General features: G+C 61.2%; 34 protein-coding genes and 1 pseudogene. 31 read left to right on the top strand and 4 right to left on the bottom strand.

Features of this window, described 5'->3' with window-relative positions; all coding sequences use genetic code 11:
- Position 1: 1 nt before the first annotated feature.
- The 20 genes from H7C86_RS20905 (at position 2) to H7C86_RS20810 (ending at position 16543) form a co-directional block, all read left to right on the top strand.
- Entirely contained in the window at positions 2-799 is a 798-nt protein-coding gene (locus tag H7C86_RS20905; RefSeq protein ID WP_011331693.1) for a hypothetical protein, read from the top strand.
- Complete coding sequence (locus H7C86_RS20900; RefSeq protein ID WP_125053261.1) at positions 796-2442, top strand: ATPase, T2SS/T4P/T4SS family; 1647 nt, start codon at positions 796-798, stop codon at positions 2440-2442. The genes H7C86_RS20905 and H7C86_RS20900 overlap by 4 nt, the downstream gene beginning before the upstream one ends.
- Positions 2439-3320 carry a type II secretion system F family protein gene (locus tag H7C86_RS20895; protein WP_225320446.1) on the top strand — a complete coding sequence of 294 codons (882 nt, stop codon included), beginning with the start codon at positions 2439-2441 and terminating at the stop codon, positions 3318-3320. The genes H7C86_RS20900 and H7C86_RS20895 overlap by 4 nt, the downstream gene beginning before the upstream one ends.
- Positions 3317-4216, top strand: coding sequence for a type II secretion system F family protein (locus H7C86_RS20890; protein WP_182262165.1), 900 nt, complete (start codon positions 3317-3319; stop codon positions 4214-4216). Before H7C86_RS20895 ends, H7C86_RS20890 begins: the two co-directional genes overlap by 4 nt.
- 116 nt (positions 4217-4332) lie before the next feature.
- Positions 4333-4587, top strand: a complete 255-nt coding sequence (locus H7C86_RS20885; protein WP_125053257.1) for a hypothetical protein — start codon at positions 4333-4335, stop codon at positions 4585-4587.
- A gap of 154 nt (positions 4588-4741) precedes the next feature.
- Positions 4742-4999, top strand: coding sequence for a hypothetical protein (locus H7C86_RS20880; protein ID WP_241199220.1), 258 nt, complete (start codon positions 4742-4744; stop codon positions 4997-4999).
- Positions 5000-5066: 67 nt separating this feature from the next.
- Positions 5067-5381: a hypothetical protein gene (locus H7C86_RS20875; protein ID WP_125053254.1), complete on the top strand. Its 315-nt coding sequence runs from the start codon at positions 5067-5069 to the stop codon at positions 5379-5381.
- Between the two features lie 39 nt (positions 5382-5420).
- Entirely contained in the window at positions 5421-5834 is a 414-nt protein-coding gene (locus H7C86_RS20870) for a hypothetical protein (protein ID WP_125053252.1), read from the top strand.
- Positions 5831-6283, top strand: coding sequence for a pilus assembly protein TadG-related protein (locus tag H7C86_RS20865; RefSeq protein WP_125053250.1), 453 nt, complete (start codon positions 5831-5833; stop codon positions 6281-6283). The genes H7C86_RS20870 and H7C86_RS20865 overlap by 4 nt, the downstream gene beginning before the upstream one ends.
- The gene (locus H7C86_RS20860) at positions 6280-6735 is read left to right on the top strand and encodes a TadE/TadG family type IV pilus assembly protein (RefSeq protein ID WP_125053248.1); all 456 of its coding nucleotides are present in this window, start codon (positions 6280-6282) and stop codon (positions 6733-6735) included. The genes H7C86_RS20865 and H7C86_RS20860 overlap by 4 nt, the downstream gene beginning before the upstream one ends.
- The gene (locus H7C86_RS20855; protein ID WP_125053246.1) at positions 6732-9923 is read left to right on the top strand and encodes a LysM peptidoglycan-binding domain-containing protein; all 3192 of its coding nucleotides are present in this window, start codon (positions 6732-6734) and stop codon (positions 9921-9923) included. Before H7C86_RS20860 ends, H7C86_RS20855 begins: the two co-directional genes overlap by 4 nt.
- Complete coding sequence (locus tag H7C86_RS20850) at positions 9920-10486, top strand: hypothetical protein (RefSeq protein WP_064445001.1); 567 nt, start codon at positions 9920-9922, stop codon at positions 10484-10486. The genes H7C86_RS20855 and H7C86_RS20850 overlap by 4 nt, the downstream gene beginning before the upstream one ends.
- Positions 10487-10497: 11 nt before the next feature.
- On the top strand, positions 10498-11124 hold the full coding sequence (locus H7C86_RS20845) for a hypothetical protein (RefSeq protein WP_064445002.1): 627 nt from the start codon (positions 10498-10500) through the stop codon (positions 11122-11124).
- A complete protein-coding gene (locus tag H7C86_RS20840; RefSeq protein WP_259349261.1) occupies positions 11115-12074 on the top strand; it encodes a hypothetical protein in 960 nt (319 codons plus the stop codon). The genes H7C86_RS20845 and H7C86_RS20840 overlap by 10 nt, the downstream gene beginning before the upstream one ends.
- Before the next feature lie 89 nt (positions 12075-12163).
- Positions 12164-12514, top strand: a complete 351-nt coding sequence (locus H7C86_RS20835; RefSeq protein WP_064445003.1) for a hypothetical protein — start codon at positions 12164-12166, stop codon at positions 12512-12514.
- Between the two features lie 39 nt (positions 12515-12553).
- Entirely contained in the window at positions 12554-13405 is an 852-nt protein-coding gene (locus tag H7C86_RS20830) for a hypothetical protein (RefSeq protein WP_256933101.1), read from the top strand.
- 267 nt (positions 13406-13672) lie between these two features.
- On the top strand, positions 13673-14479 hold the full coding sequence (locus H7C86_RS20825) for a CPBP family intramembrane glutamic endopeptidase (RefSeq protein WP_182262163.1): 807 nt from the start codon (positions 13673-13675) through the stop codon (positions 14477-14479).
- A 135-nt stretch (positions 14480-14614) separates the two neighbouring features.
- The gene (locus tag H7C86_RS20820) at positions 14615-15352 is read left to right on the top strand and encodes a hypothetical protein (protein WP_241199218.1); all 738 of its coding nucleotides are present in this window, start codon (positions 14615-14617) and stop codon (positions 15350-15352) included.
- Positions 15353-15385: 33 nt separating this feature from the next.
- Positions 15386-16240, top strand: a complete 855-nt coding sequence (locus H7C86_RS20815) for a hypothetical protein (RefSeq protein ID WP_259349260.1) — start codon at positions 15386-15388, stop codon at positions 16238-16240.
- Positions 16241-16543: a hypothetical protein gene (locus H7C86_RS20810; RefSeq protein WP_064445006.1), complete on the top strand. Its 303-nt coding sequence runs from the start codon at positions 16241-16243 to the stop codon at positions 16541-16543.
- 31 nt (positions 16544-16574) lie between these two features.
- Here H7C86_RS20810 and H7C86_RS20805 read toward each other — a convergent pair whose 3' ends face one another.
- On the bottom strand, positions 16575-17180 hold the full coding sequence (locus H7C86_RS20805; RefSeq protein ID WP_125053236.1) for a hypothetical protein: 606 nt from the start codon (positions 17178-17180) through the stop codon (positions 16575-16577).
- 268 nt (positions 17181-17448) lie between these two features.
- On the opposite strand from H7C86_RS20805, the gene H7C86_RS20800 reads away from it, so the two are divergent.
- Complete coding sequence (locus tag H7C86_RS20800; protein WP_164490672.1) at positions 17449-18348, top strand: hypothetical protein; 900 nt, start codon at positions 17449-17451, stop codon at positions 18346-18348.
- A gap of 90 nt (positions 18349-18438) precedes the next feature.
- Positions 18439-19170, top strand: coding sequence for a hypothetical protein (locus tag H7C86_RS20795; RefSeq protein ID WP_238592781.1), 732 nt, complete (start codon positions 18439-18441; stop codon positions 19168-19170).
- Between the two features lie 83 nt (positions 19171-19253).
- Here the strand turns inward: H7C86_RS20795 and H7C86_RS37305 are convergent, their stop codons facing one another.
- Positions 19254-19379, bottom strand: coding sequence for a hypothetical protein (locus H7C86_RS37305; protein WP_259349259.1), 126 nt, complete (start codon positions 19377-19379; stop codon positions 19254-19256).
- A 255-nt stretch (positions 19380-19634) separates the two neighbouring features.
- Between H7C86_RS37305 and H7C86_RS20790 the strand changes: the two genes are divergently transcribed.
- A complete protein-coding gene (locus H7C86_RS20790; protein ID WP_241199216.1) occupies positions 19635-20159 on the top strand; it encodes a hypothetical protein in 525 nt (174 codons plus the stop codon).
- Between the two features lie 135 nt (positions 20160-20294).
- Here the strand turns inward: H7C86_RS20790 and H7C86_RS20785 are convergent, their stop codons facing one another.
- Positions 20295-20969 (bottom strand): DUF6338 family protein, encoded by a 675-nt coding sequence (locus tag H7C86_RS20785; protein ID WP_064445009.1) that lies wholly within the window; start codon positions 20967-20969, stop codon positions 20295-20297.
- A complete protein-coding gene (locus H7C86_RS20780) occupies positions 20966-21184 on the bottom strand; it encodes a hypothetical protein (RefSeq protein ID WP_064445010.1) in 219 nt (72 codons plus the stop codon). Before H7C86_RS20780 ends, H7C86_RS20785 begins: the two co-directional genes overlap by 4 nt.
- Before the next feature lie 212 nt (positions 21185-21396).
- Between H7C86_RS20780 and H7C86_RS20775 the strand changes: the two genes are divergently transcribed.
- The 8 genes and pseudogenes from H7C86_RS20775 to H7C86_RS36965 all read left to right on the top strand — a co-directional run.
- Complete coding sequence (locus tag H7C86_RS20775) at positions 21397-22149, top strand: HEPN domain-containing protein (protein WP_182262162.1); 753 nt, start codon at positions 21397-21399, stop codon at positions 22147-22149.
- Positions 22150-22431: 282 nt separating this feature from the next.
- The gene (locus H7C86_RS20770; protein WP_238592780.1) at positions 22432-22971 is read left to right on the top strand and encodes a hypothetical protein; all 540 of its coding nucleotides are present in this window, start codon (positions 22432-22434) and stop codon (positions 22969-22971) included.
- A complete protein-coding gene (locus H7C86_RS20765; protein WP_125053228.1) occupies positions 22968-23909 on the top strand; it encodes an alpha/beta fold hydrolase in 942 nt (313 codons plus the stop codon). Before H7C86_RS20770 ends, H7C86_RS20765 begins: the two co-directional genes overlap by 4 nt.
- Position 23910: 1 nt before the next feature.
- Positions 23911-24957 carry a hypothetical protein gene (locus H7C86_RS20760; protein ID WP_064445014.1) on the top strand — a complete coding sequence of 349 codons (1047 nt, stop codon included), beginning with the start codon at positions 23911-23913 and terminating at the stop codon, positions 24955-24957.
- Positions 24957-25856, top strand: a complete 900-nt coding sequence (locus H7C86_RS20755) for a hypothetical protein (RefSeq protein WP_125053226.1) — start codon at positions 24957-24959, stop codon at positions 25854-25856. Before H7C86_RS20760 ends, H7C86_RS20755 begins: the two co-directional genes overlap by 1 nt.
- Entirely contained in the window at positions 25853-26020 is a 168-nt protein-coding gene (locus H7C86_RS20750; protein ID WP_156423061.1) for a hypothetical protein, read from the top strand. Before H7C86_RS20755 ends, H7C86_RS20750 begins: the two co-directional genes overlap by 4 nt.
- 323 nt (positions 26021-26343) lie before the next feature.
- Entirely contained in the window at positions 26344-26634 is a 291-nt protein-coding gene (locus tag H7C86_RS20745) for a hypothetical protein (RefSeq protein WP_064445016.1), read from the top strand.
- Positions 26631-26941 (top strand): annotated as a pseudogene (locus H7C86_RS36965) (hypothetical protein); the annotation flags it as partial. The gene H7C86_RS20745 and the pseudogene H7C86_RS36965, both read left to right, overlap by 4 nt.

Here is a 26941-nt window from a genome sequence, read left to right as displayed (position 1 = left end):
CATGTACCTCGCACTCATCTCTGCATCCGGGGCACCAGGAGTCTCCACGACAGCACTCGCTCTGGCCTTGAATTCACCAAGTAAGAACACGCTCTTGGTCGAAGCTGATCCAATCGGATCCTCGCCCGTGCTGGCCGGATACCTCCTCGGCGGCCGCTACCACGACAAATCATTGATCAACCTCGTCGACGCCAACCGCCACGGACGCCTCAAATCAGCGCTGGCCTCCGAGGTGATCACCTTCCCCGACACCACGGTCTCTGTCCTCCCTGGCCTTCTACATTCCGCTCAAGTCGATGCAATGCGCGGCGTCTGGAGTCCACTCGGAATCCATCTCGCAGGACTTGCCGTCGACGATGCCAACGTCATCGTCGACGCCGGCCGGATCGGACAACACGGCTCACCTGTCGAAATGATCGTCAGCGCCACGACCATTGCCATCGTTACCCGCACGACCCGTCCGGCACTGGCGGCGCTGCGCGCTTCGATCAACGGATTGCGTCAACAACTGTCAGCGACACAGTCCACGGCAAGCCTCGGACTCATCCTCATCGGTGAATCTCCGTACAACGCCGACGAAGTAGCCAAGGTCACGGGACTCGATGTCATCGCCGTCATCCCGGATTCGAAGGACGCGAAGGTCTTCTCCGACGGCGAGGTGCTGACCAAGTGGCGCCGCCGCCGATCGCTGTATCTCCATGCGCTGCACCGAACCACGTGGCCCAAGATCGAAAAGTTCGCGGCCACCCACCAGGCCGACTGGAAGTCCAGCCTCGCCGTGACAGGAGACCGACGATGACAACTGACGAGACAGCACAGAGTACGCACAAGAACATCACCGATCTCCCGTTCTTCTCCGCGACGCTTCCTTCCGTCGATCAGCACTCGGCTTCCCCCGAACCAGTAACCCCGGTGTCGGCAGAGACCGCTGATTTCTTCCGCACCAACCACCTTCACGACCTACCTCCAGCACCACGGCATAGTCCTCCGGACGAGGCCGTGCGGTCGCGGCGGAGTACGCCCCCGAAAATCGCGGTCGACCGACAACTCGTCCGCGCCCTGCAGCGAGAAGCGGCCGAGCTACTGCGCGAACACCGCACCAAGCGTGACCGAGAGCTCAACGATCCGAAGAACACCAAACTCGTCGTGCCGTTCACCGAAGACGAAGAACGCGAATACGGCCGAGAAACAATCACCGGATTGGTGAAAAACCACGTCCAACAGACGATCCGCTCCGGCGGCGAAGCCTTCAACCTCGACCAAGAACATGCCCTCATCAAGGCGATCTTCGACGCCCAGTTCCGCCTCGGGCCCCTCCAAGATCTCGTCGAAGAACCCGACATCACCGACATCTACCTCAACGGTGACGCCGTATACGTCAAATACCCCGACGGACACTACGAATACCGAGCTTCCGTCGTCGACAGCGGCGACGAACTTCTCGAGTGGATGAGCCTGCTCGCATCCAGGGCCGATAACGGTGGCAGGCCCTTCTCCAGAATCAATCCCTCGCTTCGACTCAACATGCAAGGCAACCATCGACTTTCGGTCCTGGGGTACACCACCATCCGGCCCTCCGTCGCGATCCGCATCCACCGCCTGACCAACATCACCCTCGAGCAGCTATCGCTCGATCACCACATGATGCCTCCGGAACTTGCGCACATCCTCGGATGCGCCATGCGAGGCGGAGCGTCGACCGGCGTCGGCGGCGGAATGGGTTTCGGCAAAACGACATTCGCCCGCGCTCTCGCCAACGCACTCCCCGTTCACACACGAATCGGAGTGGCCGAAACCGAACGAGAACTCTTCCTCGACGAACTGCCCGGCCGGCGAGACTTCGTCGTCGACGCCGAAATGATCATGGGCGGTGGCGAACGCGGTCCAGACGGACAGCTCGCCGGCGGCTTCAGCCTGAGCGCAATTCTCTATGAGTTCGTCCGCCAGGGACTCGACTACCTCGTAGTCGGCGAAATCGCCGGCCACGAGATCCTCGCCCTGGTCAAGGCGCTCCAAACAGCCAATGGTGGCCTTTTCACTACCCACGCCTACACCGCCCGCGGCGTCATCGACCGACTCGCCAACCTCGCCCAAGAGCCCCCGATGAACGCCACCGCGGAATACATCGAACGGCAGCTGGCAGAACACGTCGATGTGATCGTTCAGTTGGCGACGAAGGTCAGGGTCAACCGCGAAGGCACCACAACCGCAGTCCGGTATGTCTCCGAAGTCGTCTACGTCGAACCTGGCGACGACAAGCTACCCAGCTTTTCCACCATCTACCGCGGATACTCCGACGGCACAGGGGTATTCGGCACCATCCCACAGCCGCTGCTACGCAAGCTTCTCGCCGGCGGATTCAAGAGACTGAACCTCCCCTCCGACACTCTTCGGAGTTTCGACGAAGAACGTGAACTCTTCGACGACGAAGGAGCTGCATGATGTACCAGCAAATCGGCGTTTTCCTCGTCCTGCTTCTGTGCGCGGGAGTCGGCTGCCTTGTCCTGGGGTGGAGGGACCGCCGCGATCCCACAGCCCCCACTCGGCAGCGTCCACGTAAGGGCGAAAGAGTAAAGATATCCGGGACCACCCAAATGCTCCTGGCGGTAGGGATCGTGGCAGGTGCCAGCGTCTACTACCTGAGTGGATGGCTCTTCACGCTCTTCCTCGTCCCGGCCCTTCTCGTGGGTCTGCCCTACCTCCTGAGCCGACCGGAAGCGGAACACCAGATCCGCCGTCTGTCCGCGATGGACGAATGGACGCGCAACTTGTCGAGCAGCATGCGAGCTGGCTCCGGAATCGAACACACCATCATCTCGACTCCTATCCCGGAAACGCTCAAAGACGAGATCACTGCCTTCATCAACAGGCTCCGCAACAATGTCCCACCGGCCGAAGCGGTCACACGATTTGCATCCGACCTCAACGACAGCGTCGGAGATAAGATCTGCGGCGCCCTCCTCCTTGCCATGCAACTGCGTGGTGTCGGTCTGGCCAATGTTCTCGAAGGCCTCGCCGAAGACGTGGGCGATACCGTCGCCCGCCGCCGGCGCATCGAAGCGGACCGCAAATCGACTCGAACACAAGCCAAATGGGTCACCATCATCACCATCGCCGTCCTTGCTGCAGCTTTCGCCTTCACGAATTTCATGGAGCCATACCGTTCAGGCGGCATGCAGATCGTCCTACTGATCCTGCTGACGCTCTTCGCTGCAGATCTGTACTGGATGAAACAAGCCACCAAGCCGCCGACCTACCCGCGGTTCATCGGAACCAATGACCGCGTCGAACGCACTGACCTTGTAGGAGCGCAGCGATGAGTATCACCATGACGATCATCGTCTATACCAGCGTCGGCACAATCGGCATCTATCTCGTCGCCCTGTACTTCCTGCGAACCCAACCTGCCCTCACCGACGTGATGTCCAGGATGTCCGGACCCGCGCCGGAGAAGGCAAGTACAGCAGGGACATCACTCGTCGACGGGCTCGCCAACAAGCTCGGCCTGCGCGTACATCCCTACCTACAAGACAGCCGATTCCTCACCCTCCCCACATCGGACCTCTCACTGCTGCACAAAGATCCGGCGCACGTACTCGGCGAAAAACTTGTCGCGGCATTCTTCGGTCTGTTGATCTTCCCGATACTGAATCTGGTTCTGACCGCGTGCGGATTGGGATTGGCATGGTCGATGCCGGCGATCCTCTCACTCGCGACCGCCGTCTTCCTCTTCGTGATTCCCGACATCGACATTCGGCGCCGCGCAGCTGCGGCTCGCGCCGAATTCGCACAAGCCCTCAGCTCCTACATCGACCTGGTCGCGCTATGCCGACGAGGCGGAATCGGATCCACGCAATCCCTCGAGATCGCCGCCCAAGTCGGAGACAGCTGGGTGTTCCTACGACTGGACGAGGAACTGTACGAAGCCGGCCGCTCCGGCGAAGCGCCCTGGAGTGCCCTCACTCGCGTCTCTCAGCAGCTCGGACTCGCAGAACTCGGCGACCTCGCAGACATCATGACGATGACAGGCGACAAAGGCGCCAGCGTCTACACCTCACTGCGAGCCAAAGCCGCCAGCCTGCGTTCCGCACAAACCTCCGCTGAACAGTCCGCCGCCGTCGAGGCAACAGAGAAGCTCGCCATGCCCCTCGCCGGCCTCGCCGGCCTGTTCATGGCACTACTCCTGATCCCGGCCGTGACCGTCATCAGCGGCTAACCAACAACAAGAAAGGAATGCCCTCTGAACAGGCAAAACAAAGAAGGACCCATCGACCGGACTCATCCAGTCCAGGACAACTGCTACACATCCAGCACACCAATAAGGAGCACGCCATGACCACCAAGGCCATCACCACCACCCGACGCGCAACCCGCGCTGCCATCACCTCGTACCTCGCACTCACGATGATGTTCGTCGCCGCACTCGCAGGCAGCCTTCTGCAGCGTGCAGGCGGTAAAAATTCGGACCGTGGTCCGTCCACCCTCGAGTACGTCATCCTCGCCGGAATCTTCGCCGTCGCGGCCATCGCTGCCGGCGCTGTAGTCGTCCAGAAGATCCAGTCCCGCGCGGACTCCATCCCCGACTGAAACTGCCGAGCGCAGTTCGGATGCTGGAGAACAAAACCATGGGCCTATCGGTAGCGCTGAGGACATGGAGTGCAACGTCGCTCTCCAGTGCTCGGCGCTATCGATGCACGACCTCAGGCGGCGGTAACCGCATGGGACAGGAGGAAATGCTGTGATGACGATTTTGACAGCGGTAGCGGTTCTCTTGCTGTTCGGAATGCTGCTCCTCATCATCCTTCTAGATGGGTCACCGCTGGAGGAAGTGATTTTGTGGGCGGGGTGGTCAGTTATGGTGCTGGCACTTTCTTTCTGCGTATTGGGCCTGTTTTGGGGAGCCGTGGCCGCAGTCGGTGTCGTCGCACTCGCGGGGGGCGCTTCCTACGTTTATCGCTACGCCACCTTCCGTCGTGATCGTTCGTTGCCGAACGAGTGATTTGGATCTGCGTCATACGAACAGAATTCACAGACCTACAAGCCCTGAGGGGTGAAGGAGAAGGCCAATGATTATCACGATCATCGTATTGGCAGTGACGAGCTATCTCCTGGTGTTCGGGGCCTTCTACATCTCGGATGACGGGTTGAAGTTCTATTTGCCGCCCATGGTTGCGGCGCTCGCCGTCCCCACGTTGACGCTCGGGAGTTTCAATGTAATCACGGACGAGAAGACCTCGGGCATAGCCCAGCTCGGCATACTTGCGGCCGCATTTTCTCTCTCCATAGCCCTCGTCGTTGCCGCGATGTGGACTGCCATGTTCGCGCGCAATCGCGTCGACACCAAGCGCAGTACCGCAGCCCAAAAAGGGCTCGCCACCTAGCCCACCCTCGCCAACCGGACCGCAGAGAAACGGACAGTCATGACACTGGAACAGCTGATCGACCGGTGGCGCCACGACGACCGGGGCCCCACGACGCTCGTCACCGTCATCGCGATGGTCGCTTTCCTGATGATGTTCTCCGTGATGCTGCAAACCGCCCTGTTCTTCCATGGACGAGACGTCGCAAACACCTGCGCCGAAAAAGCATTGCAAGCCACGCGTTCTCAGCAAGGGAACCAGGCGCTCGGCCTCGCCGCAGCGAACGCGTGCATCGCGAAATCCGGATCGGGTGACCTTCAATCGCCGGTCGTGTCGGTGAACAAGACACTCCGCGAGACCACGGTCACGATCACCGGAAAGTCCCCGTCCCTCGTACCGGGGTTGGAATTCGCCATCACCGTCGACCACACCAAACCCACTGAGCGCGTGACCAATCCCGGAGGTGTCGGATGAAGCTGAGCCAGTGGATCGCTCGCGCCCGCTCAAACGATCGAGGAGATGTGACCATCGAGTTGTGCCTCGCGATCATCGTCCTCCTCGTCCTACTCGGTTGGATGTACGCATACGGCATCAACCGTCAGGCGCATCAAAAGGTCGAGCACGCCGCGGGAGAAGCCGCCCGGGCAGCATCACTCTCACGTACCGCCACTCAAGCCAACCCTCTCGCATACCAAGCGGCCCTGGACTCCATGGATGGTCAAGGACTCAAATGCACGACCATGAACGTCAGCGCTGACACCTCCGGATTCCGTACTCGCCCAGGAGTATCCGCAACCGTCGAAGTCACCGTCAGTTGTGAAGTTTCCTACGACGCCCTCGGATGGCCCGGCGTCAGCGGAGGACGAACTATCGAGGTCACTGCAATCTCACCCATCGACACTTTCCGGGAGCGCACCAGATGATCACCACCCTGCGTAAGCGACTCACCTCCAGGCTCCCCGAGGAACGCGATAAGGGCGCCGTGACGCTGCTGACCGTGATACTCGCTCCCATCCTCATATTCTTCGTGTGGGGACTCATCGTCGACGGCGGTGGAATGCACACCGCAGCTCAACGCGCGGACAACGTCGCCGAAGACGCCGCCCGCGCGTCCGGACAGCAGATCGTCGGATCGCTCAGTGCGCGAGGGATCGATACGGTTGTCGACCCCGTACGCGCAGTGGCGGCCGCGAAACGCTACCTCGCCGACGCCGGGGTCGAGGGCGAGGTCATCCCCACAGGGCCTCGCACACTGCTGATCACCACCCGCATCGTGTACGACAACAAGCTTTTGCCCCTTGGTTCGAAAGTGATCACGGGTAGTGCAACGGTGAACCTCAACCGCACCAACGCGGGGGAGGTGTACCGGCCATGAGTGCTCGCACAGTCCGATCCCGCCTCGCAGGACTCGGGTACCTCCTGATCCTGCTTCTGCTCGTGGCAGGGATCCCCGCAGCACTGTGGGCATTGCGCGGTAATCCTCTCGACATCCCCTTTTCGGATTTCGAGAGTCTGCTCTCTAGCCCCGACGACGGCAGCCTCCTCGTCGCACTTCTGCCGCTCGTCGGCTGGGTCGCGTGGGCGACATTTACCCTCCCGATCCTTGTCGAGCTCGCAGCCACACTCCGGGGCGTCAAGGCACCGAAGATCCGGCTTCTCGGGTCGCAACAGAAAACGGCGACTTTCCTCGTCAGTGGTGCACTGCTTCTGCTGACAGCCGGCACCGCAACCGCGACACCTGCACTCTCGCAACCAGTAGACAGTGCATCACCTGCGCCCTACGCACCGATCGCCGCACAGCAAGACCCGAGCGGCCCCGCCCACACTCAGGTGGACCCGCGCGCTGCACGGCCCGCGGTTAAACCCGCCGGCCCGACCGTGACCACCGTCCGCGGAGACACCCTGTGGGGACTCGCCCAAACTCACCTCGGCGACGGGAGGCTGTTCACCGAACTGCTCGAACTGAACAAAGACGTTGTGCCCGAAGCGGGATTCCTCGCAGAGGGAATGACGCTGCAACTCCCTGCGGCAGTGCAGGACGTCGTACAAGGGGCCTACACCGTCCAAGCTGGAGACACACTCTGGGACATCGCCGATCGAGAGCTCGGCGATCCTTTGCGTTTTTCTGAGATCACCACTGCGGACGGGTCGCCAGCCGGAGACCTGATCACAGTCGGACAGCAATTGATCATTCCGTCCGCGTCCGCCCAAACACCCGTGCCGGCAGCGGAGGCAGCCCCCCAGCCGGCGGCCGTACCTGCGCCGGTTGAGGCGCCGGTGCCAGCCCCCCAGGCGCAGGTGCCCGACGCGGCACCGGACCCCCTCCCAGAAGTTGCAGCGACACCGAACTGGCAACTCGACCCCATCGAGCCCCAGATGCCTGCGAATATGGCCCCTGATGCCGAAGCATCCGTGATCACCGCCGACGCGGAAGACGACTCCTCCAGCTCGTCCGGCGTCGTCTACATCGCCCTCGGTATCTCCGCGCTCGCCGCCGCCGGCCTGACCGGCCATCTCGCGCTGTGCCGTCGGCAACAGCAGCATCGCCGCCGCCGCGGCGAGCGCATCGCCCTGCCCGCCAAGGAAGCAATCCTTGCCGAACAGGCCTTGACGGCCGCTGTCGATCCGTTGACCACCGCTCATGTCGACACTGCATTGCGGAACCTCGCGCAGTACTGCCGAGCGAACGAGATCTCCATCCCCAGTCTCCTTGCGGTTTTCATCGGTGACGACACGATCGAACTCGGATTGCTCGAGGAGATCTCGCTGCCCCAGCCATGGATGCAATCAGACGACGACACGTGGATGGTCGACCCACGGGCGTTCCCTCGTTCGGTCCCGGACATCGACGTCAGCCCATACCCAGCCCTGACCGCGATGGGAACGAGCGACGATGGACGAGAGCTCATGCTCAATTTGGAGGAAATAGGGCATCTCTCCATCACCGGCACACCTACCGCCACCGCAAATGTGCTTCGCGCGATGGCCGTCGAGCTTGCCGTATCGCCGCTGGCAGATTCCCTTCACCTCAACGTCGTCGGATACTGCGGCGACCTCGCAGGCGCAGTGAACACTGGCCGTATCACGCACTCCGACAACACCGACGAGGTGTTGGCGCGCTTGGCTCGCCATCTCGAACGCGACGCCGGCATCCTCGACGAGAACGAGGTTGCATCCATCGCACAGGCACGGAGCGTGTACGAGACCAGTGAGCTGACTGCTCCGGAAATCGTCCTCATCTCCGACCCGTTGACAGCTGAACAAACAGAAATCCTGACCTCGATCGCCCATAGCGCCCCGCGGATCGCGTTCGCTGCAGTCACAACGCAGAACTCGAACACTCGCTCCGACTGGACATTGGATGTCGCCGACGACGGCACCGCAACACTGGTCCGCCCTGGTATCGCATCAGCACAGCTCACTGTCACAACACTCGACGAAGCCGGCTACGAGAGCATTGTCAGTCTGTATGCCACTACCGCCCATGATTCTTCCCCAGCTGTCGAACCGGAGGCCTCGGACTTCGGTTGGGAGGGGGCACGTCTCGACTGCGAGATCACGACCGAGAATCTCATCACCAGTACCGACCCTGCGGCTTTCACGGTAGTTCGGAACGACGACAACGTATTTGAGGAAATCAACTCCGAGACAGTCGGTGACATCGACATCGACACCGACTCTGCGGCTGAGACCGAAACCGAGATTGTTGCGTCCCATCCCGAGCTTCCCGCGGCTCCACACATTTGGATTCGCGTCCTCGGAGAGCCCACCCTCGCGCCACTTACTCCGGGCTCAACGGACCGCGAGAACTCGCGAAGCCTCACCGAAATCGCAGCTCTACTGGCATTCAGCGACGGCGGAGTGCCCGCAACTGAGCTCACCGCAAAGATGTGGCCGCACGACGTTGAACTCGTCAATGCGGCCAGCACTGCCGAAGAAGCGAAGACGGCAAACGCGCGGCTCCGTAGCCGCCGCAACCAAGCCGTCACACGACTGCGCAGCTGGATGGGAGATACCGACACCGGGGACGCAGCGCTCATCAAGTCCGGAGACCGAACCGGCCGAACGCCACTTCGCCTCCACCCTTCAGTGACCACAGACTGGGACTACTGGAACCAGCTCGTCGACGCTCACCCTGCGACGACGACAACCGAACGCCTTGAATCCGCTCTCGCGCTGGTGACCGGTCAGCCCTTCACCAGCGACGACCCGATTGCCTACCGGTGGGCAGATCACATAAAGCAGGAAATGATCTCCGCGATCACCGACGTCGCAGAAGAGCTCGCCGGCCGCTACATCCGCGGCGAACAGGTCACCCAGGACCTCGATGCCGCAGGAAAGGCAGCCCGGGCCGGCCTCACGGTCGACAGTGCTCACGAAGGCTGCTGGCGAGCAGCCATCATCGCCACCCACTTCTCCGGGGACATCGAAACTACCCAAACCCTCATCGACACCCTCAAAAGCGAACTCGACGAACTGCAAGTCGACGCACACCCGGAGACCAACGAACTTCTCAGACAGCTCGACACCACCACCGACTACCGCATCGGAGCCGCATCATGAACCGCCGCCTCGCAGCCATGCTCACCCTCACTGCGGCGGCCTGCCTGACCGCAAGCTGCAGCATCCTCAGCCCGGAGCCCGGCACCCTCGACACCAGCAGCGGCCCGACCTTTACCGGCCCCCCTGGATCGGGAAAATCACCTGAACAGCAAGCAGGAGAAGGTGCCCTCGCCAAGATCAGCGAGTACTACACCGTGCTCGCACGATTGAATTCCGACCCCGCTGCCCCGCTCTCTGACCTCGATGCCGTCGCGGCCGGCCGTTTCCTCGACAGGACCAAGAAAGAGATCACAACCAGTCGCAACGGAAACCCGACGCCACCAAGCGATCTCAAAGTACTCAAGAACGTGATTACCAAACACGACATCCCCATCGACGAGACCGGCGCACCGACAGCGGGAACTGCCACGCTCCAAATGGACGTCTGCATCAGCAAGCCTGTGGACAAACTCGAACTCGGAAAACCGATCCTGACGAACCCGTCATGGCCCGACCCAGCAGGATGGAGAGTCACAGCCGACTACACACAACCCGGAACACCCTGCAGCGCCGGAAGCTTCTAGGAGACAACAACATGGCCCACAACAGAATTCGACGAACCACAGCAGCAGCAGTCGCAGCTGTTGCCCTACTAGCCGGCGTCGCAGCTTGTTCCAGCAATTCCGACGAGCCGAACGTCACTCTCACTGCAACCGGAAACCCCGCTTTCGATGGTCCAGACGGCAAGACCGAGGCGAAGACGCCCGACGAGCAAGCGCGGAGCCAAGCGATCGCCAAGGTCAACGAGTTTTATGCTGCCCTCGGAAGCATTGAAGCTGACCCAACAGCTTCTGTGGATGCGATCGGCGGTGTGGCTGGGGACCCAGTCTTGAACGACCGAGTCGGGGACATCATGCTTCGACGGTCGCAAGGCATCACCAGTACCGGAGCCATTTCCGTCATCAAATCCTCGGTGACGGATCTGAGCGCACCGGTAGATGATCAGGGAAAACCCCGCGCGGAAGCCGCGTGGGTTCACGTTCAGGCCTGCACTGATATCTCCGGCTGGAATGCCGTATTTCCGGACGGATCAAGTGCGATGAAGCCCGACCGCGGCCAGTTCGAGTCCACCAACATCACCGTTCGGAACCCCGCGTGGCCTGATTCGAATGGCTGGCGCGTCACAAGTCAAACAGTTGAGAAGGTGCAATCATGCGACTAGCAATGAGAATTTTCGCCACTGCGACACTGGTTTGCGGCGTTCTGGTCACGGGGAGTCAATCAGCGTTGGCGCAGCCAGGCGTAGGTGGAGGTGGAGTTGACGTATCGTCCTCGCCCGGTGGTGCGAATGTGACAGTGGGTGGCGGCTACGTGAGTGCGCCCGCGGGCTCAGGCGCCGGCGCGGGGGCCGCGGGAGGCGGCGCGGGGGCCGCGGCTGGCAACGCAGGAGGCGGCGGAGGCGGTGCGGGTACTGGCGGCGCCGGCCCCGCTGCTGCACCTCCGTCCGGGACCCTCAACGCGATCCTGCAAGGCGCATGTCTCGGCACACCGGGGGGATGCCCCGCACCGCCTGCGGCACCCGGTATCGAGATCCCGCCGACGCCGCCCTCAATGGCGGAGATCATGAATACGGTGTCTATGGCGATCACCGCTATGCAGCTCGAAAAGCCTCCGATGTGCTGGACACCTGAACCTGCGAACTCAGGTGGAGGTCAACGTACCGGTCTCGTGGGTAAGGAGAGCTGGGCTTTCATGTGCCCCAACGACGTTCGCGAATCCACGACAGGCCCGGTCAACCGAGCAGCCACCTCGGGTGTGGTAACCGTCACCGCGAACGCCATCAACACCGGTGTCCTCATCAATCACGGCGATGGAGACGTGCAATTGTGCCCGGGTGCATTGCTGCCGTTCACTCCGTATACCGATGCTGTTGACGCCAGCCCTCTTTCGCCCGCCAGCGGAACTCCATCGCCCACATGCGGACATCGTCTCGCAAAATCGTCCATTGGACAGCCGCAAGACGTCTTCAAGGTCAGCGCCACCAGCAACTGGGTGGTCACGTGGACTGCCACTTGGCCAGGCGGCACGATGGGCGGTGTAGCCCCCACTCCGTTGACGTCGATGTACGACCGGCGGGTAGGCGAATTGCAGGTCTTGGTCACACCGAACTGAATTCAGCCAATGGATGCCCGCGTCATTTTGAACTGTCCAGTTCGAGTGACGCGGGCATCTTTGTCGGCAGAACGAGAAGGGAATCATAGGTGGGCACCTATCATCACGTGGTCCTACGCTCGGCGCCAGGCGAATACGTCGCCAGGATAAGGCCGAGCGCATTCGGATGCGACATCAAGGTCGGTAGGGGAGGTTGGTTTGATCAGAATCGGCTCCCGGCCATCATGGCATTCGCGGAGAAGTATTTCGACTGTTCCCTGACGGTGATCTGGGTGGACGACCTGTCCTGTGACGGTTGGGAATACGACTCGTCACTGGTAGCTCCGTGGGACGGCCCGGTGTCCCTTGATGACGAACCTGAACTTCCTCACCTGGTACCGGCCAGCTCGCCAGGCAAAGCAGACGCCGCTTGTCCGAACATCATTGTCGAGGGGATGTAACTACACGTGCTGACCGGGGATCCGAGCGAGGAAACATCGTTGTCATTGGGTGAAATCCGGAGGGCCATAGTGCAATCGTCATTTCTGACTGCGAGACAAAAGCTCTCGTATCTGGGTGCGTGGTCGGTTCATATTCGTGAGGCATCCCGCAATGCAGCTAGGGTTGAGGACTACAGGCAGGCGACTGATGTTGCTGTCCGCGTCTCGGCATTGCGAGCCTGTGTGAATGCGGTTGATCCGGAGCTGATTTCGGACTTGTCGGCGACGTTGAACCCATACGCAGAATCTCCCGACCCCAACCCCTTTGAGGATGCACTCAGATCTGAATTCGGGGATTCGGTTGGTGCTGAGATTAACCAACTGGCCGTGCACTGGAATGCGAGAGTCGACCTTCCGTGGCCGATGTTGATGCACCAGGCCGTTGACAGCACAAGCAGGTATCTGGCCTTGGACAGCCTGTCGGGGGTCGATCGTGGAGAGACGCGATTGGCTGCAGCTTTGGCAGTTGCGATCCCGATGGTGGTGCGTAGCGAATTCGCCGAGATCGGTGTTCGGGGTCGCTATGTTTTGTTGTGGCGGGGGCTGGGGAAGTTCGGGGTAAGCCCGCGGCCTGAGGTTTGGCCTGAACTGGCGGCGCGCCGGGTACCTCATGATTACAGCGCGCAGCCTCTGTCGTCGTTTACGACCGACCTCGATGTTGCTTCGGATTTCGCGAGGGACGGTGAGGGGATTTTGTTGGCTGAGTTGGTTCCGTTGTCGGCTGTATTTTCGACTTCGCTGGTGTTGGGGTTCTTGGGGGCTGAGGTGGTCGTGCGAGATCATCGCCACCGATGGCTGGTGCCTCTCCGCCGGACCGAGGGCGCTTGGGTAGTTGACTACAGTCCGCCCTGATTGGTCTTCTCCCGGGCGGCCATCGCAGTCTCGCGTTGCTTGCAGTTGCGTGCTTGTGTTGCGTGTTGGATTACCTTGTGGCGGTGTAGAACTGTGGAGCGTCAGTCTGGTTGAGTTGTGGGTGTCAATATTGTGAAATTCGAGCGGGTGGGGGAGTTTGGATGAGGCAGCTGCCGACTTCGATTCAGGAGGAGAGCGCTTCAGATGGGGGGACGGGCCGTTGGTGGGCGTGGTGGAGCGAGCGGATGCATTTGGTTCTGCTGATCGGTGTCCCCGCCAATCCTGCTGTTGTTCTGGTCCAACGTAATTTGGACGTCGATCGACCAGTATCTCAATCCGACTTCCGGGGCGGCAGTGGATGTTTCGCCCGATCCTGGGATTGCGGAGGACGTTATCGCTACTAGCGTGGCGGTGGCGTGCGGGTGGTTCACGTTCTTGGTAGTTCGCAGATTCTGGGGCCCGGTCGATCGATCTGCGCCGTGGCTCGCAGGTGTGGGCCGTCGTCGGCGGTTCCTCGGAGCTGCAGGAATTTGGGCGGTCGGTCAGGCTCTGGCAATTGCGTTTCGGGCATTTGTCGGTGAGGGCTCAACTGGCAGTCCCTCGGTCGAGGGTGGTTGGTTCTCCTGGGACGTCGTGAAGCCGGTCCTGCTGGCGGGGTTGATGGAAGAGGTCTTCTTTGCCGGGCTAGCGGCATTGGTAGGTCTGCGATTCCGGATCAACCTCATCGTGGTGATCGGCATTTCAGCGATTCTTCGTGGAGCCTTACACGTATATCAGGGGTGGGAGTTGGCAGTCGGGGCGATGTTGTGGGGCGGGTTTGCTGTTTTCGCGTACTACCGTTATCGATCGCTCTTGGGATTAGTTGTGCCTCACAGTATTTTCAATCTTGGCGTGGCGGCGGGTTGGATGGGACAGCGATGGTTGGTCGTGGCCGTCGCGGTCGTAGTGGTCGGCTTTGCTGTTGTCTACATCGCAGAGATCGAGAGGTCGCGCGGTTCTCGTTTGGGCACTGAGGGTGGGGTAAACGTGGGCGATCGGCAATCGCGGTCAGTTGTGTTGACCGGTGAGCCTTAAAGGCCAGAAGCATCAAAGAAGGCCCTGTTCGAGTGCGTGAACAGGGCCTTTTGCCAACTAGATGCATCGGAGGATTCGTACGGGTGGGTCGCGGGACCGTGCTCAATGTCTGTCTCTGCCCATATCGTTGGGGATATGACGGAGAATCGAAGCTTTCTTGATCGTCCGAAACCGTGGCTGGATGCTCCCCGCCCGGGGCCGACTGTCGTTGTCGACATCGATGGCGTCGTTGCGGATATGCACAATTTCGAGGGGTTGATCGCCGCGCCGTCATACGCCGATCGAGATTGGAAGCGGTTTCATACCCATTTCGGTGAAGCTTCCCTGAACCGCGCAGGCGGAAAGTTGGTTCGGGCGCTCGACAGTGCAGGTTTCACCATTGCATACAGCACAACCCGCTTGGACCAGTTCAATCGGACATCTGATCGGTGGATCCGGGCGAAGTCGTTGCCGCCCGGTCACATCGAATCACGGAGCTTGTGGGTGGACGGAACTGTGCGGCGGGCGCTCGATGTCAAACGACGGCATTGGTGGCGATGGGAAAACCACTACGCAGAGACGAGCCCGATAGTTGCCTGGATCGACGACGAACCAGACGCAGTCGACGCGCTTCGGGGGGAGGGTTGCCCGGCGTGGTTGTTCTCGGAGCTCGTCGATCGCCTCAAAGTCGGCGATGTGGTTCCAGCGCTTGCGTCCGGACCGGAACCCGTCGATGTTCTCGCCGCGAGGAAGACAGAGGCTTTGCCGCTGTGGGAGGAATTCGACGAGCGGTTCAAGGTCAAACACGCGCGGTGGCAGAAACGGCACGCGGAACGAATGCGGAGTCGCCAACAGGATCAACGGGTTGTCGGCGATGGAGCCGTTCGCGTCTGAGCCATTCTTTGAAGGTGGCTCACCGCATCGACGATGGACATCGATGCGGTGAGCCGGAGCACACTACGCCAGCAATGCGCCGCTGACGATGCTACTGCACCCCTGCTTGGAGATGCGGAGATTAGGCTCAGCCGCATGACCCTCTGGTTCTTGCGCTCTCGATCCAACAAGTACGCGGTAAGAGTAGACACCGCCGCCGCGGCTGCGGATCTTCGTGGGCGAATGCGCGCTGTACGTGAGATGAGTTCTCCTGCAGGAAGTGTGGACTGGGAATCGGCGCGTGAGATCGCTGGGAAGTGTGATTTTCAGTTCGTGGCGGCCGCCCGGGCGCTTCCCTTTCTCGAGAGGCGCTTGGCGTTGGCGTGGGAGCGGTCGCTGGTCATGAGTTGTTGGTATGGCCGAGGTAATCGACACGGTTTCGAGCTCCTTGAGGAACGCGGCTTTGCCCTTATGGCGATGCTCCCGGAAGGGGCTGAAGCGTCGGTCTGTCGCGAGTTCGTCGATGCGGTCGTCCATCGCAACGAGATGGGCTCCCGCGTCGATGGGGTAGGCGAGTCGGTGGCTGCGGCGGAGCTCGCGCTGGTCGAAGTGAATCAGAAAGCGTTGCGCCGACGAATGAAGGACGAGCGACAACTGATCGTGCTCGAGAGCGTGATCGGTGGCCAGTCCGGACGGATCGGTCAAAGCCTGCGGCATTATGTGCCGTGGCTCGACTTCGCGTGTGAGTATCTCGAGGATCCACGGGAGGTTCAGGAGCTGGAGATGCTTGTCGCTCGTTGGCGCATCGAGCGTTCGAAATACGTTGTGGAGAACCCGGATTATGCACACGTGCGGATTGTCGACGTGAAGACGGCGCAGGGCGGACCGCACCACAGAGAGGGCATGTAGATGAGTACTGAACCATGTCGAATCAGCGAAGGCAGCGCTCTGCACGCCGATGACCCGGATCCGTTGCGGCAGTACTGGTACACCGCTGATGACCTGGTGGATATCTTCGGTTACCGGCGGGACGCCTTGGAAGGTTTGTTCGGTGAAGCGACGCCGGGGCCTGGCGGGTTGGTGGGGTGGACGACGTCGGTGGTGTGGAAGATCGAGAGTGAAGTGATTGTGCCGGCGGTGGAATTGTTGGCGTCGAGTTTCCGCGATCAGGAGTCGATTGATCTCACGGTGTATCGGTCGTCGGCTGGCTGAGGCTCTGCGATTAACTGCCGCTTGCGGGGCCTTACATGTTGAGCTGGTTGGCCAGTCGACTGATCGGGCGCGGTTCGATGCTCAGATTCTTCGACTGAGGAACTCCGATGATGTGCACTCCGGCGCTGGCGCGGACGTGTGCGTCGCCGTTGATGGAGACAGAGGAAGTGTCTGTCGCTGCGACGAGAGTGTGGCCGGCCGCTTGGACGTGGCACTGGGAGTGGGCGAAGACGACAGCCTGATCTTCGGCGCGAATCTTGGCGTGATCGGTACCGACAATGTGGCTTTTCCCGCGTGCTTCGATGGTGACGCCATCGAATGCTTCGACGTGCGCGAATTCGTAGGCGGTGACACGGGCGCGGTGGGAGGCCTGTAGGAAGCATCGACCGGCGGCAGCGATGGATCCTCCGCTGATTCCGGCACACGATTGACCGATGATCTTCACATCGACTCCGTGCGGGACATGGCCGAGGTCGAACCACAGGTCAGGGTCGGCGTCGATGATCAGTCGTTTGGCGCCGCTGCGGATGTGGTGGGTGTATTCGCTGAAGGTGTGAACGATCAATGCTGGACGGGAGGAACGTGCCGGCTGGAGTCGAGCGCGGTGGTGGGCAGCTTTTCCGATGGGGGCGTTCATAGGGTGATGTTGCCTCTACTGGTGAGTTTTCGAGTGGTTTTGGCGGCGGCGAGTCCGGTCACGATGCGGGAACATCGTCGTTCGAGAGCAGCGCGAGCGGGTTTTCAGGCATCTGAGATGTGCGGTCAGTGATAGTCCATGGCATGGACAGCGCACGCCCCAGCGGCTAACCGATGAGTTCGGAAGCCCGCGCTGTCCGGTAGAGCGGTTAGGGTCGGGTTCTGCCTGTGACCACGGGTGATGGACGCGCTGAAGGAGCTTTTCTGAGATGGCCGAATCGAATGTGGAGTCGGAGAATACTGCCGACGGTGCTTCGACTTCTCTCTCCGCGGAGGAGGCCGAGCCCACAGCGTCCGGCCCTGGTCATCGACCGGGGCTTGTCACCGCCGCCGACGCAGGAAGGCGGAAACCCCCTCTCTCGACGTATCTGCCGATCCTGGGTGTCATTGCTGTGAGTGTGGCGGTGTGGATCGCTGCTCGCTGGGCGTTCGGTCGTCACGAGCAGGCTGGTCTGTGGTCGGTCGCCGCGTTGGCTGCTCTGGCTGGGGCGGTGGTGAGCGTGGCGGTGCGTCCGATGATGGCAAGTTTGTGTGCACTCGTGCAGATTCCCGTGAGGCCGACCAGTCGCCCAATCGTCCCGGCAGTGGCAACAGCAGGATTGTGGTTCGGGGCGGTGATGGCCGCCGGAGGCGACGCGATCTTGCCGGCATGGCTCACGGTGGCGGCTTTGTCTGTCTGGGCCGCGTGGATTGACCACTTCACCTTGCGGTTCCCCTTGCCGTTGATCCGTGCAGTCACCGCGGCGGGTCTGCTGCTCGGCGCGATGGCAGTGGTGATCGATCAGGACCCTGCCGCGGGTCTTCGTGCTGTGGTGGCCGGCGCCGCGATATTCGCCAGTTACCTGGTATTCGCGATCATTACGCGCGGTCACCCCGGTTTGGCGGATGTGAGGTTGAGCTTCATTCTCACTGCAGCTGTCGGATGGGTCGGTTGGATGAACGTGGCTTCGGCAGTGCTGCTGCCGAATATCCTGGCGGTAATAGGGGTGGCGGTAGCCAAGGTGTTCGGAGGCAGAAAGGTCCGGGGTGTGGAGTTCGGGTTCGCTCCGTACCTCGTTGTCGGCACAGCACTCGCTATTGCCTTGCCCGCGGGCTGGTGGATGTTGTGAATCTGACGCAAATGCGGCCGTACCGAGGAGAGGAACTGGACAATGCGCTGGCGCCGGCGGAATCGTTTTCACTCGCCGAACCGGGTGGAAATGGTGGATGAGTTACTCGATCACGTTCACCAGGTCGCCGAACGCACTCTGCCGGCATCGGATGCTCCGGGATCGGCCGGTGTGCGGCGTCTGCATGTGGTGTCGACGATGATCCGTGAGCTGGAGGAGGACATGCGCACTGACAACGCCATCGGAAGCACGACAGTCGAGTCGGTCAGTTTGGGACAGTTCTACGTGATGACCGCACACGGATGCGCAACACGCCTCGCTGCGGATCTCGATGCGGAAGACACTCCGGAGCGCGATGACGAAAGACTTGCCGCATTGGATGAATTTCATGCTGTTCAAGCAGCCACCGGGATCACCGTCGACGTTCACCGGATGCCTACTTCTCCGGAAGGGATCAAGGTTCTGACGGAGTTGGTACGACGAGCTCACAGCGGCGACATGACGCCGGCGCATGTCGAGAATGTGCGTGAGGTCGGGAGATTCGGTGCACTTCTTGACGTCCCTGTCCCTGATCGGGACATTCGCGGGCTGGTCGCGCACTTCGAACGCGTGGCGGGCAAGTCGTCGGGCCCGATCGGGCTGCGGATGCCGGTGGTGCGTGCCCGTGTGTTGGTCGCGTTCTTCGAGCGGTACGCAGCCAGACTGACCAAGACTGGGCAGGACGCGTTGCCGGCGCCGCATGTCCTCGAACACGCGACAGTGTGTGAATTGGCCGAGCGCGCAACGTGGCATCTCTATCGAGTCAGAAGCATCCGGCGGTAGTAAGTCGTCTTGAACCGGGATGAATATCGAATGGGGAAGTGGAGGAGAGGAAGAGGATGGACGAGAGAGCTAGGGACGTGAAGTCAGGCATCGTTCACACCGAACTTCCGTGTGAGTTCTGCGCCGAGCACCCGCAGTACTTTGCCGATGATCCTGTCGGTTTCGTGCGCGCAGCGCGGTGGGCAGCGGTCGTCAAAGACTGTTGTCATGGCAACGCCCCCGTGGACTACTTACTCTGCGACGAACATTGGGCCATGATCCGATTTCAGCAGTTGCCCGGCCAATGCCGCCGATGTGGGCGTATCGCCTATTCGGTAGCCGATATCGTCAGCACCGAGATTCCACTCGGCCGGACCGCTGAGGGCGTGTGGCCGTTGGTAGGACGTAACATCCCTGTTCCTCGATTCAGTTGAATGGGTCCCGCGACAGACTTTGTGAAGGGTAGAAAAAGCAGCGTGTTGATCATGGCGCTCGGAGAAGGTCTGACGCAGGGGCAGGCAACGATCATCGCGGCGGCGATCGCATTGGGTGCGGCGAGCATCGCGTTCTTGGGGATCTTCGTGAAGGCCCGATCCGACAGAGCGTTGCATCAGGCCACACTCGGTGAGGATCGCGCAGTTCAGCGCCGACAGCAGGTCACTGAAGCTCTCTTGTCCGCACTGGAGGCTATGAACCGGGCTGCTGAGTTGGTGTCGAGTGATAACCCGACCATGGAGCGGGACTCTGATGCCTACCGTGACCGCGACAATCGCTACTACGCATGTGTTTCTGCGACGTTGAAACTGCAGATATTGGGGCTGGAGGATGCGCACTTGGAGATGTCCAAGTTTACGGGTTCGCTTGGCCCCCACTGGATGCTCGCTGACGAGGAAGGCATTGCGAGACCACACCGGGACACGTTCGGAATGATCATCCAAGCAAAGGCGTCGTTGCCGTATACGTTCAGCAACACGCTGGCGCAGTTTGATCAACGGGCGTTGCAACACTGACTGCGAACGGATTTGGCGGAGCCCGAATGAACAGCATTTCGCACCCGACCCGGAGACTGAACGCGGTGTCGACCAAGCAGAACAAAATGGGGCTGCATCCCGTGCGGGTACAGCCCCATTCTCGTGTTCTCTTGACTACCCGTTACTGGCGGCAGGCGGATTTTCGTAGTGGACTGCCAAGCTGGCGATCTCCGATCCTCGGAGTACCACCCGCTGCCACTGCGCTGGCAAATCGCTCAACTCCCCGCGAGGATTCTGCACGGAGAGCGGTGGGCAGAGCACGATCTCACGGTCAGCGACTTCCATATCCGGGGAGAAGGCGCCCACTCTCCCGTACCAAATGGCTCCGCTCTCCAATGTGGCCCGAACATGGACAGCCGTCGTCGGCGACGGTAGTTCTTCGCGCATCAACTTCGCCCAGGCAGAGGTGTACGTAATCTTGGCCGGGTTCTTCCGGTTGACGTACGCGAACGCGCCCCACGCGGCCAACATCGACACTGTCAGACCCAGCACCGCGGCGATGGAAACGGCGATAATGTGTCCTGTGATGTAGCTACTTCCACCTCGAATCATGGCGGACAAGTCTGGCATCGGATGCCAGTTGACGCACCTGGCCAGCCCAGCGAGCGCAAGCAATACGACGAAGGCCACGGCACTGCACACGGTTGAGACCAAAGCGATTCGACCGATTTCGGTGAATGTTGATTCCCGGCGCCGAACAGCCTTTCTCGCGGTGAGCTGGTCGTACAGCAAGCCTGGCGCCGCGAATACAAAGAACGCCAGGATGCTGAACCACGTGTTAAGCGTCATGAGTAGTCGTCAAAATCGCCCACAATGTCCGACAGTGGCCGACGGGGCGTCCCGTCCTCTGGCGTTTCCTGCTGCTGAACGGTTACCTCTGCAGCGGGCACAGGCAACGAATCGAGGGACTTTTCGACGTAATCGGCACCTGATTGGTCGGCGGTCGAGAGTGGTTCGGGTTTGGAAGTGAAATCGGGAGACGATGTCTTCTCTTGGTCAGTCATGGATTGTGTCCAATCGCTCGCGTACCGGCGTCTTTACCGGTCGCTGTGAGTTTCAGTGTGCACCACAAGGCCGACACAGACGGCGACCGCCGATGTGGAGTCGGATGTCGCGTGGGCAGGGAATTGTTTCTTCGCGGCAGGTCGAAGTTCCGAGAGGGCAAGGACTGTCCTGTGTTGTGTCTAATGTGGTGCGAATGTCAGAGACTCCCGACTTGGTTGCGCAGCGCAGACAGTTCAGCCAGAACGTCCTCAAGAGCATGTTGGACAGCTTCATTGCGCCCGAACTCAAAAAGCGCGATCTCGACACAGACCCCACTTCGATCGACCGATTCCTCGTGGAAATCCAACCGGGCCAACCAGATGCGATTGTTCGGCTGGGCGAGGAAGCATACGTAGACGTTATTTGCGACCGCGACGAGGTAGAGACTCACATCGTCAACATCAGACCTCAAGAACAAGCCGTCCATCCCGACAGTGGGTGGGTTTGCTATCTGCGAGTCGAGGAAGGTTTCGTTCTGCACTTCGACTTCCGCCGGTACAAACCCCGTGCCCAAGGTCTTCTCGTCAAAGCGCAGCAGTTCCTCGATGTCGCGATCGCCAGCGAAGCCCACCTTTCGGTGGCGCTCGACAATCTGCACTCGGCAGCGGAATTGACCGTTCAGGCCCTAATGCTTCTAGAAGGAAACACCACCCAAAGTCACCAAGAAAGGCGCGCGTGGCTCAAGCAATGGACGGACCATGAAAACAGTCCCAAGGAACACGCTGACCTCGTTGCTGACTTGGCTTCCAAGCGCAAAACTGTCCGTTACGGAGCTGAAACGCCCAGACTCAAACCTGGACGCTTCAAGAAGATGTGCACTCTGGTTCAACAGATGATCGACAGCTCGGAGGCTCGATTCGGCCCAAATTCGCCTACCGCGCGTTACACGCTTGCGGAGGATCTCGATCCTGCCGAAATAGATTGATATAACTCCTCTTCATGTCGTGCGAGGCTTCGTTCAGAGACGAGGATTCCCCCTCGCCTGTGGGCGAGTTCATTAGAACTGCTCACCGACGGCCCGGCCGAGGGATCCGCCATCTCGGACCGATTCCTTTCGACAGCCAACCCGTCGAGCGCGCTTTCCCACTAGACCGGGCTTGAAAGAAGGACGGTTCGGAAAGGGACAGCGCGGTGGTTGGCGCTGTCCTGTCCAGGTTCGAACCTATGGTCCTCCCACATGCCGTTTGGACGACGAGGAGTGAACCTGATGACTGTCGAGATTGTTCGTATTCATCCGACGGAAGCGAAGAAGATGCGCCGGCTCCACCGGCACTGGTCGCCGGGCACCGACGTTCCCGCGGGGCTTGGGGGCGCAGGAACGGTGGGCATTGTCGCATCGTCGGAATATCGGCAGCTCGGGTACGCGCTGGCATCAGCGCCTCATGGGCTGGTTCGTACCGCGCGTGAAGCAGGTTGGTCTCCGGAGGGTTGTGAGCGGCTTGCTGCACAAACCCGCATCGTCGAAGCTCTCGTCGTCAACCCGGATGTTCCCGACGCGACCACTGTCCGGGCCGCGCTGATCGAGCGGTTGATCGCCGAGCTCACCGACGACACGGCAGGCAACGGTCGCTTGTACGGCTCGACGGAGGACCTTCCGGAACGGGTGCAGTTCGGGCGCGAGTTGGGCTTCGAGGTGAGAGAGCCGAATACTCCGACGTGGGAACATCCGGGGTGCCGCACATTGCGATACAGCGGTGAAAGCCCCGGCTGCAGACAGTTCACCAGGACTTTGGGCGGGCCGCTGTGAACCGCGAGGAGGGCCGCTCGCGGACGCTGGTTGTCGCGGACGGAACCAGACTCGCGGTCCGCGAGGTCGGATCCCGAACGGCGCCGCTGACGGTGGTCTTCGTGCACGGCTTCTGCCTACACGGCGGTGCTTGGGAGCCTCAGCAACGCTCTGTGAGTAGGCAGTGGGGCGAGCGGGCGAGGTTGGTGTTCTTCGATCACCGAGGTCACGGTGGCTCAGGGGGTGCCGATGCCGGCACCTACACGATCAGCCAGCTCGGGCGCGACGTCGAGGAAATCATTGGTGCGGTAGCGCCCACCGGACCCGTTGTCCTCGTAGGTCATTCGATGGGAGGTATGGCGGTGTTGTCGTACCTCGCACAACACGCCGATTCGACATCTCGTGTGGTCGGGGTGGGGTTGATCTCGACAGCCCTGAGCAACGTCGCTGGCGCCGGCATCGGGCGCGCGTTGAATACCCCGGCAGTCTCACTGCTCGGCGGTGCGTGCGCGCATGCACCAAGGTTGGTGGGGCGCAGCTGGAGTCTCTCGCGACGGCTGCTGACGCCCGTCATCGGCGCGACCTGTCCCATGGCTCCCGGCTCGGGCCTCCGAGCCGCAGCGACGTCGTACGAGATGGTCCACTCGACACCGATTGCGACGGTGGCGGCATTCTTGCGGGACCTGCGTCTCTACGACGCGTCTGCCGCGGTGGGAGCGCTCGGGCGAATCCCGGTATCGATCATGTGCGGAACCAGAGATCGGGTCACTCCGATCCTGCATTCACAGCAGCTGGCCGCGCTTTTGCCGAACGCCGAACTCGTTGCCGTCGCCGGTGGCCGCCACATGGTGGGTCTGGAACAGCCACAGGTCGTCGGAGAAGCGCTCGATCGGCTGCTTGTCCGTGCGCAGACCTATCACCGGGAGCATTCACCTACAACGGATCTGGTCGGAGCGTGACGTGAGCGTAGATAGTGCAGTAACCGCAGTGCGGTCCATGATCGCCGACATCGACGTGGATCCAGAGAGCGAAGAATTCTTGTGCGCGCTCGACCGGTTGTGGGAGCAGATGCTCAGCGAGCGCGTGGCGGAGATCGTCGGGCTCAGGCGTGAGCAGACGTGGAGTGCTGACGAGCCTGGATGGGAAGGAAATTCGTCGCTCGACTACTACCCTCGGCGCGATGTGTGGCGCACGACGGTACATACCGGTCGCACCGCCGGCGGTGAGGAGGTGAAGATTCCGCTCGCTCTTCTCGCGCCGGTTCTGATCGGACTTGTCCCGGTTCTTGCGGGCGTGACTGCGCCGGCTAACCCATTCGTCGCATTACTTGTCTGCATTGGTCTCGCCGCAGGGATAGAGGCGGTGGGGTTGTGGTGGTGGACCCGCCGCGATCCACTCCGTCTGAGTGAGGAGGACAAAACCGAGATCGGCGTCGCTGTGACAGCTCTGCAGACGTTGATCTCAGCGGGCGGAGCGCATGTCGAGCTGCGGTTGGCGTTGGCGGCATCGGCACTCGTCGACGAGATCCGCACCGTCCCTGTATGGGCCAGTGAGGATCTCGACATAGGCCGCATACGCCTGAATCTCGACGAGCAACTGGCCGAAATTCTCGCGCATGCCGGTGAACTCGCCACAGTGCGAGCAACTTTGGGAACCCCGGCGGCGGGTAGCAGCCCGCAAGCCCTCTCAGCGAGGGAAGCTCACCTGGTGAGCAGCCGATGGCTCGAGCGGGTCGAGCGTTCGCTGCTCACACGTGTAGCTGCGTTGTGGAGCTATCGTCGCCATCTGCTCGAGCTGCAGGAATCGATCGCTGCCGGTGAATCTCTCGACAGGATTCACGACGGGGACCAGGCCATCGAGGGCCTTCTGGTCAACTCGGCCGGCGATGATTTGGCAGCTTCGGCGATAGGTCAGTTGGCGATCGACCTCACAGACCTTCGGCGCGCACGAGAGTCCGCGTTGGCGGAGCTACGCGGAGAGCTCTCCGAATTCGAGGAGCGGGACTGATGGGGAGAAGTCACGACAGGATCAGTCCGGACCGCGGTAACGGCGTCTTCGACCCAGATCGGGGAGAGAGCGACATCGCCACCCGCAAAGAAGGTGCCTTGATCTCGGAACACGCGTATAACACTCGCGGCGACATTCGCAGCGGAGCACGCGAACTCGACCATGCGACAGAGAACTTGCCCGGCCTCACCCGTGCAAGTCGAGATCTCAACCGGGCCTATCCACGCCCGACGCCGGCACCGATCGAGAACCACAGGTTGCGCCGAGAACTGCCGGCCGCGATCGAACTGCGTCGCTCGCTGTCCGCGCGGCAGAAAAACGCACGCTCTGCCACCAAACGGCAGGTGCTCGATTCGATGCCGCAGGCGCAGTACAACGCCCTGTCGGCATTGACGTCGGACCCGAACACTTGGAAGGAAACGAACAACGCGCTTTCTGCGGTTGCCGGCGATGCCGTTGAACTCGACGACAACCGGCGTAAGCAGGTGCAACGTATCGACCGCGCCATCCAGAGGTACGAACGTGAATCCGGCCGCGGACATCTCGTCTACACCTCCGTCAGCGTTCCCAATGCTGTGGTCAACCCGGCGGACTTGCCTGCCACGCTTCAACCCGGCACGGTGCTGTCCTTCGACCGGTTCACTGCAGCGACGCACTCCTTACACGAGCTCGATTCCACCACTCGCCCGACAGATGTCGTCTTCGAGATCTCGACAGAACGGGGAATGTACTACGGGCAGTCTTCACGGATGAACAACTCACATCATTTGCTTCCGAGAGGAATCCAATTGGACGTGGTGGGTGCACATTTCGCGCCGTACGAGCGACCTGGACAACAACCTGGCGAACGCCTGATCGTGCAACTGACTGACCACAGACCCGAAAGAGAACAACGATGAGCAAAGACCAGACGTCGCGCCGTCGCCGGCCGGACCTGACATTTCATCCTGACATTCTCGGGATCCCGGCACAGTTCCGAGTCGTAGACACCCGCCGAGCGGAAGAAGCTGGCCCCGACACAGCCGGTGACGCAGTCCGCGATATCGGCGCGCAAGAGAACTGAAGGGCGCACACAAAAGAAAAGTCGGAGGCCACCACATGGTGTGCCCCCGACTCACCCGGTGCATTCTCAGTGCCGCCGACACTACCCCACGCGATCGACCAACTCGGCCAGTCCTGCCATTCGCCGGTGCCGAATCGGGGCAGGCTCTTGAAACTTGTGTACCAGAGCGCCGGCTGAATTTCCCGGGCTGACGACGAAATGAAAGGAGCCTGAGCTGCAGGTTCTGTACGGAGGTGCGTGCACGGCGTCATCCAGTCCAGGTCCGGAGTTAGCGTGCGGCGATGCCGGACGCACCGCATCGGCTCGCCAGGAAAGGGAGAACCATGACCACGCCGATCGAACCCCCCGATACAACTGTCGCCACGCTCGCCGCACGAGCCAGGGAAGCTGCCACCGCAGCACGAAACGCGGCCGAAAAGGACGAGCAGGGCAGCTCCGAAACTCAAGGTGACGAAGACAGTGGACGACTGATTGTGATGCTCGACGAATACCCCGCGTTTGCTCCTGCTGCGGATCCGAGCGAGGTGGCCTCGAATTTCTCCCGCAGAGTCAGCCTTTCGTCCGTCGCACCTAACGCCGCCGAATTGATGTGGCCGTCAGCAGAGGCGAAATGATGATGAGGCGCAAGGTCGCTACGTGTGTTGCCGCAGCGGGGCTTATGGCCGCGGTCTCGGGGTGCGCGGCGGTTGCTCAGGGCGGCCCCTGGACGGGAATGGAGACGAGTGCACCTGCTGCACCTCTCGTGGTCGCACAACTGGCCGACGAGTCGACACCTCGCCTCGACGAATTGCTCGGATCGGTGACTGTCGTCGACAAGTTGCCGAACATCCCTGGTTACGAAAGAGGTTGCGGCACAGGAGAAAGTTGCTTCTCTGAACAAGAATTCAAGCTTGGTAATCATGTGGAAGTCCTTCCCGAGAT

The organism is Rhodococcus sp. UFZ-B548, assembly GCF_903819475.1.
GTDB lineage: Bacteria > Actinomycetota > Actinomycetes > Mycobacteriales > Mycobacteriaceae > Rhodococcus_F > Rhodococcus_F erythropolis.
This window is presented reverse-complemented; position numbering and strand designations above follow the sequence as displayed.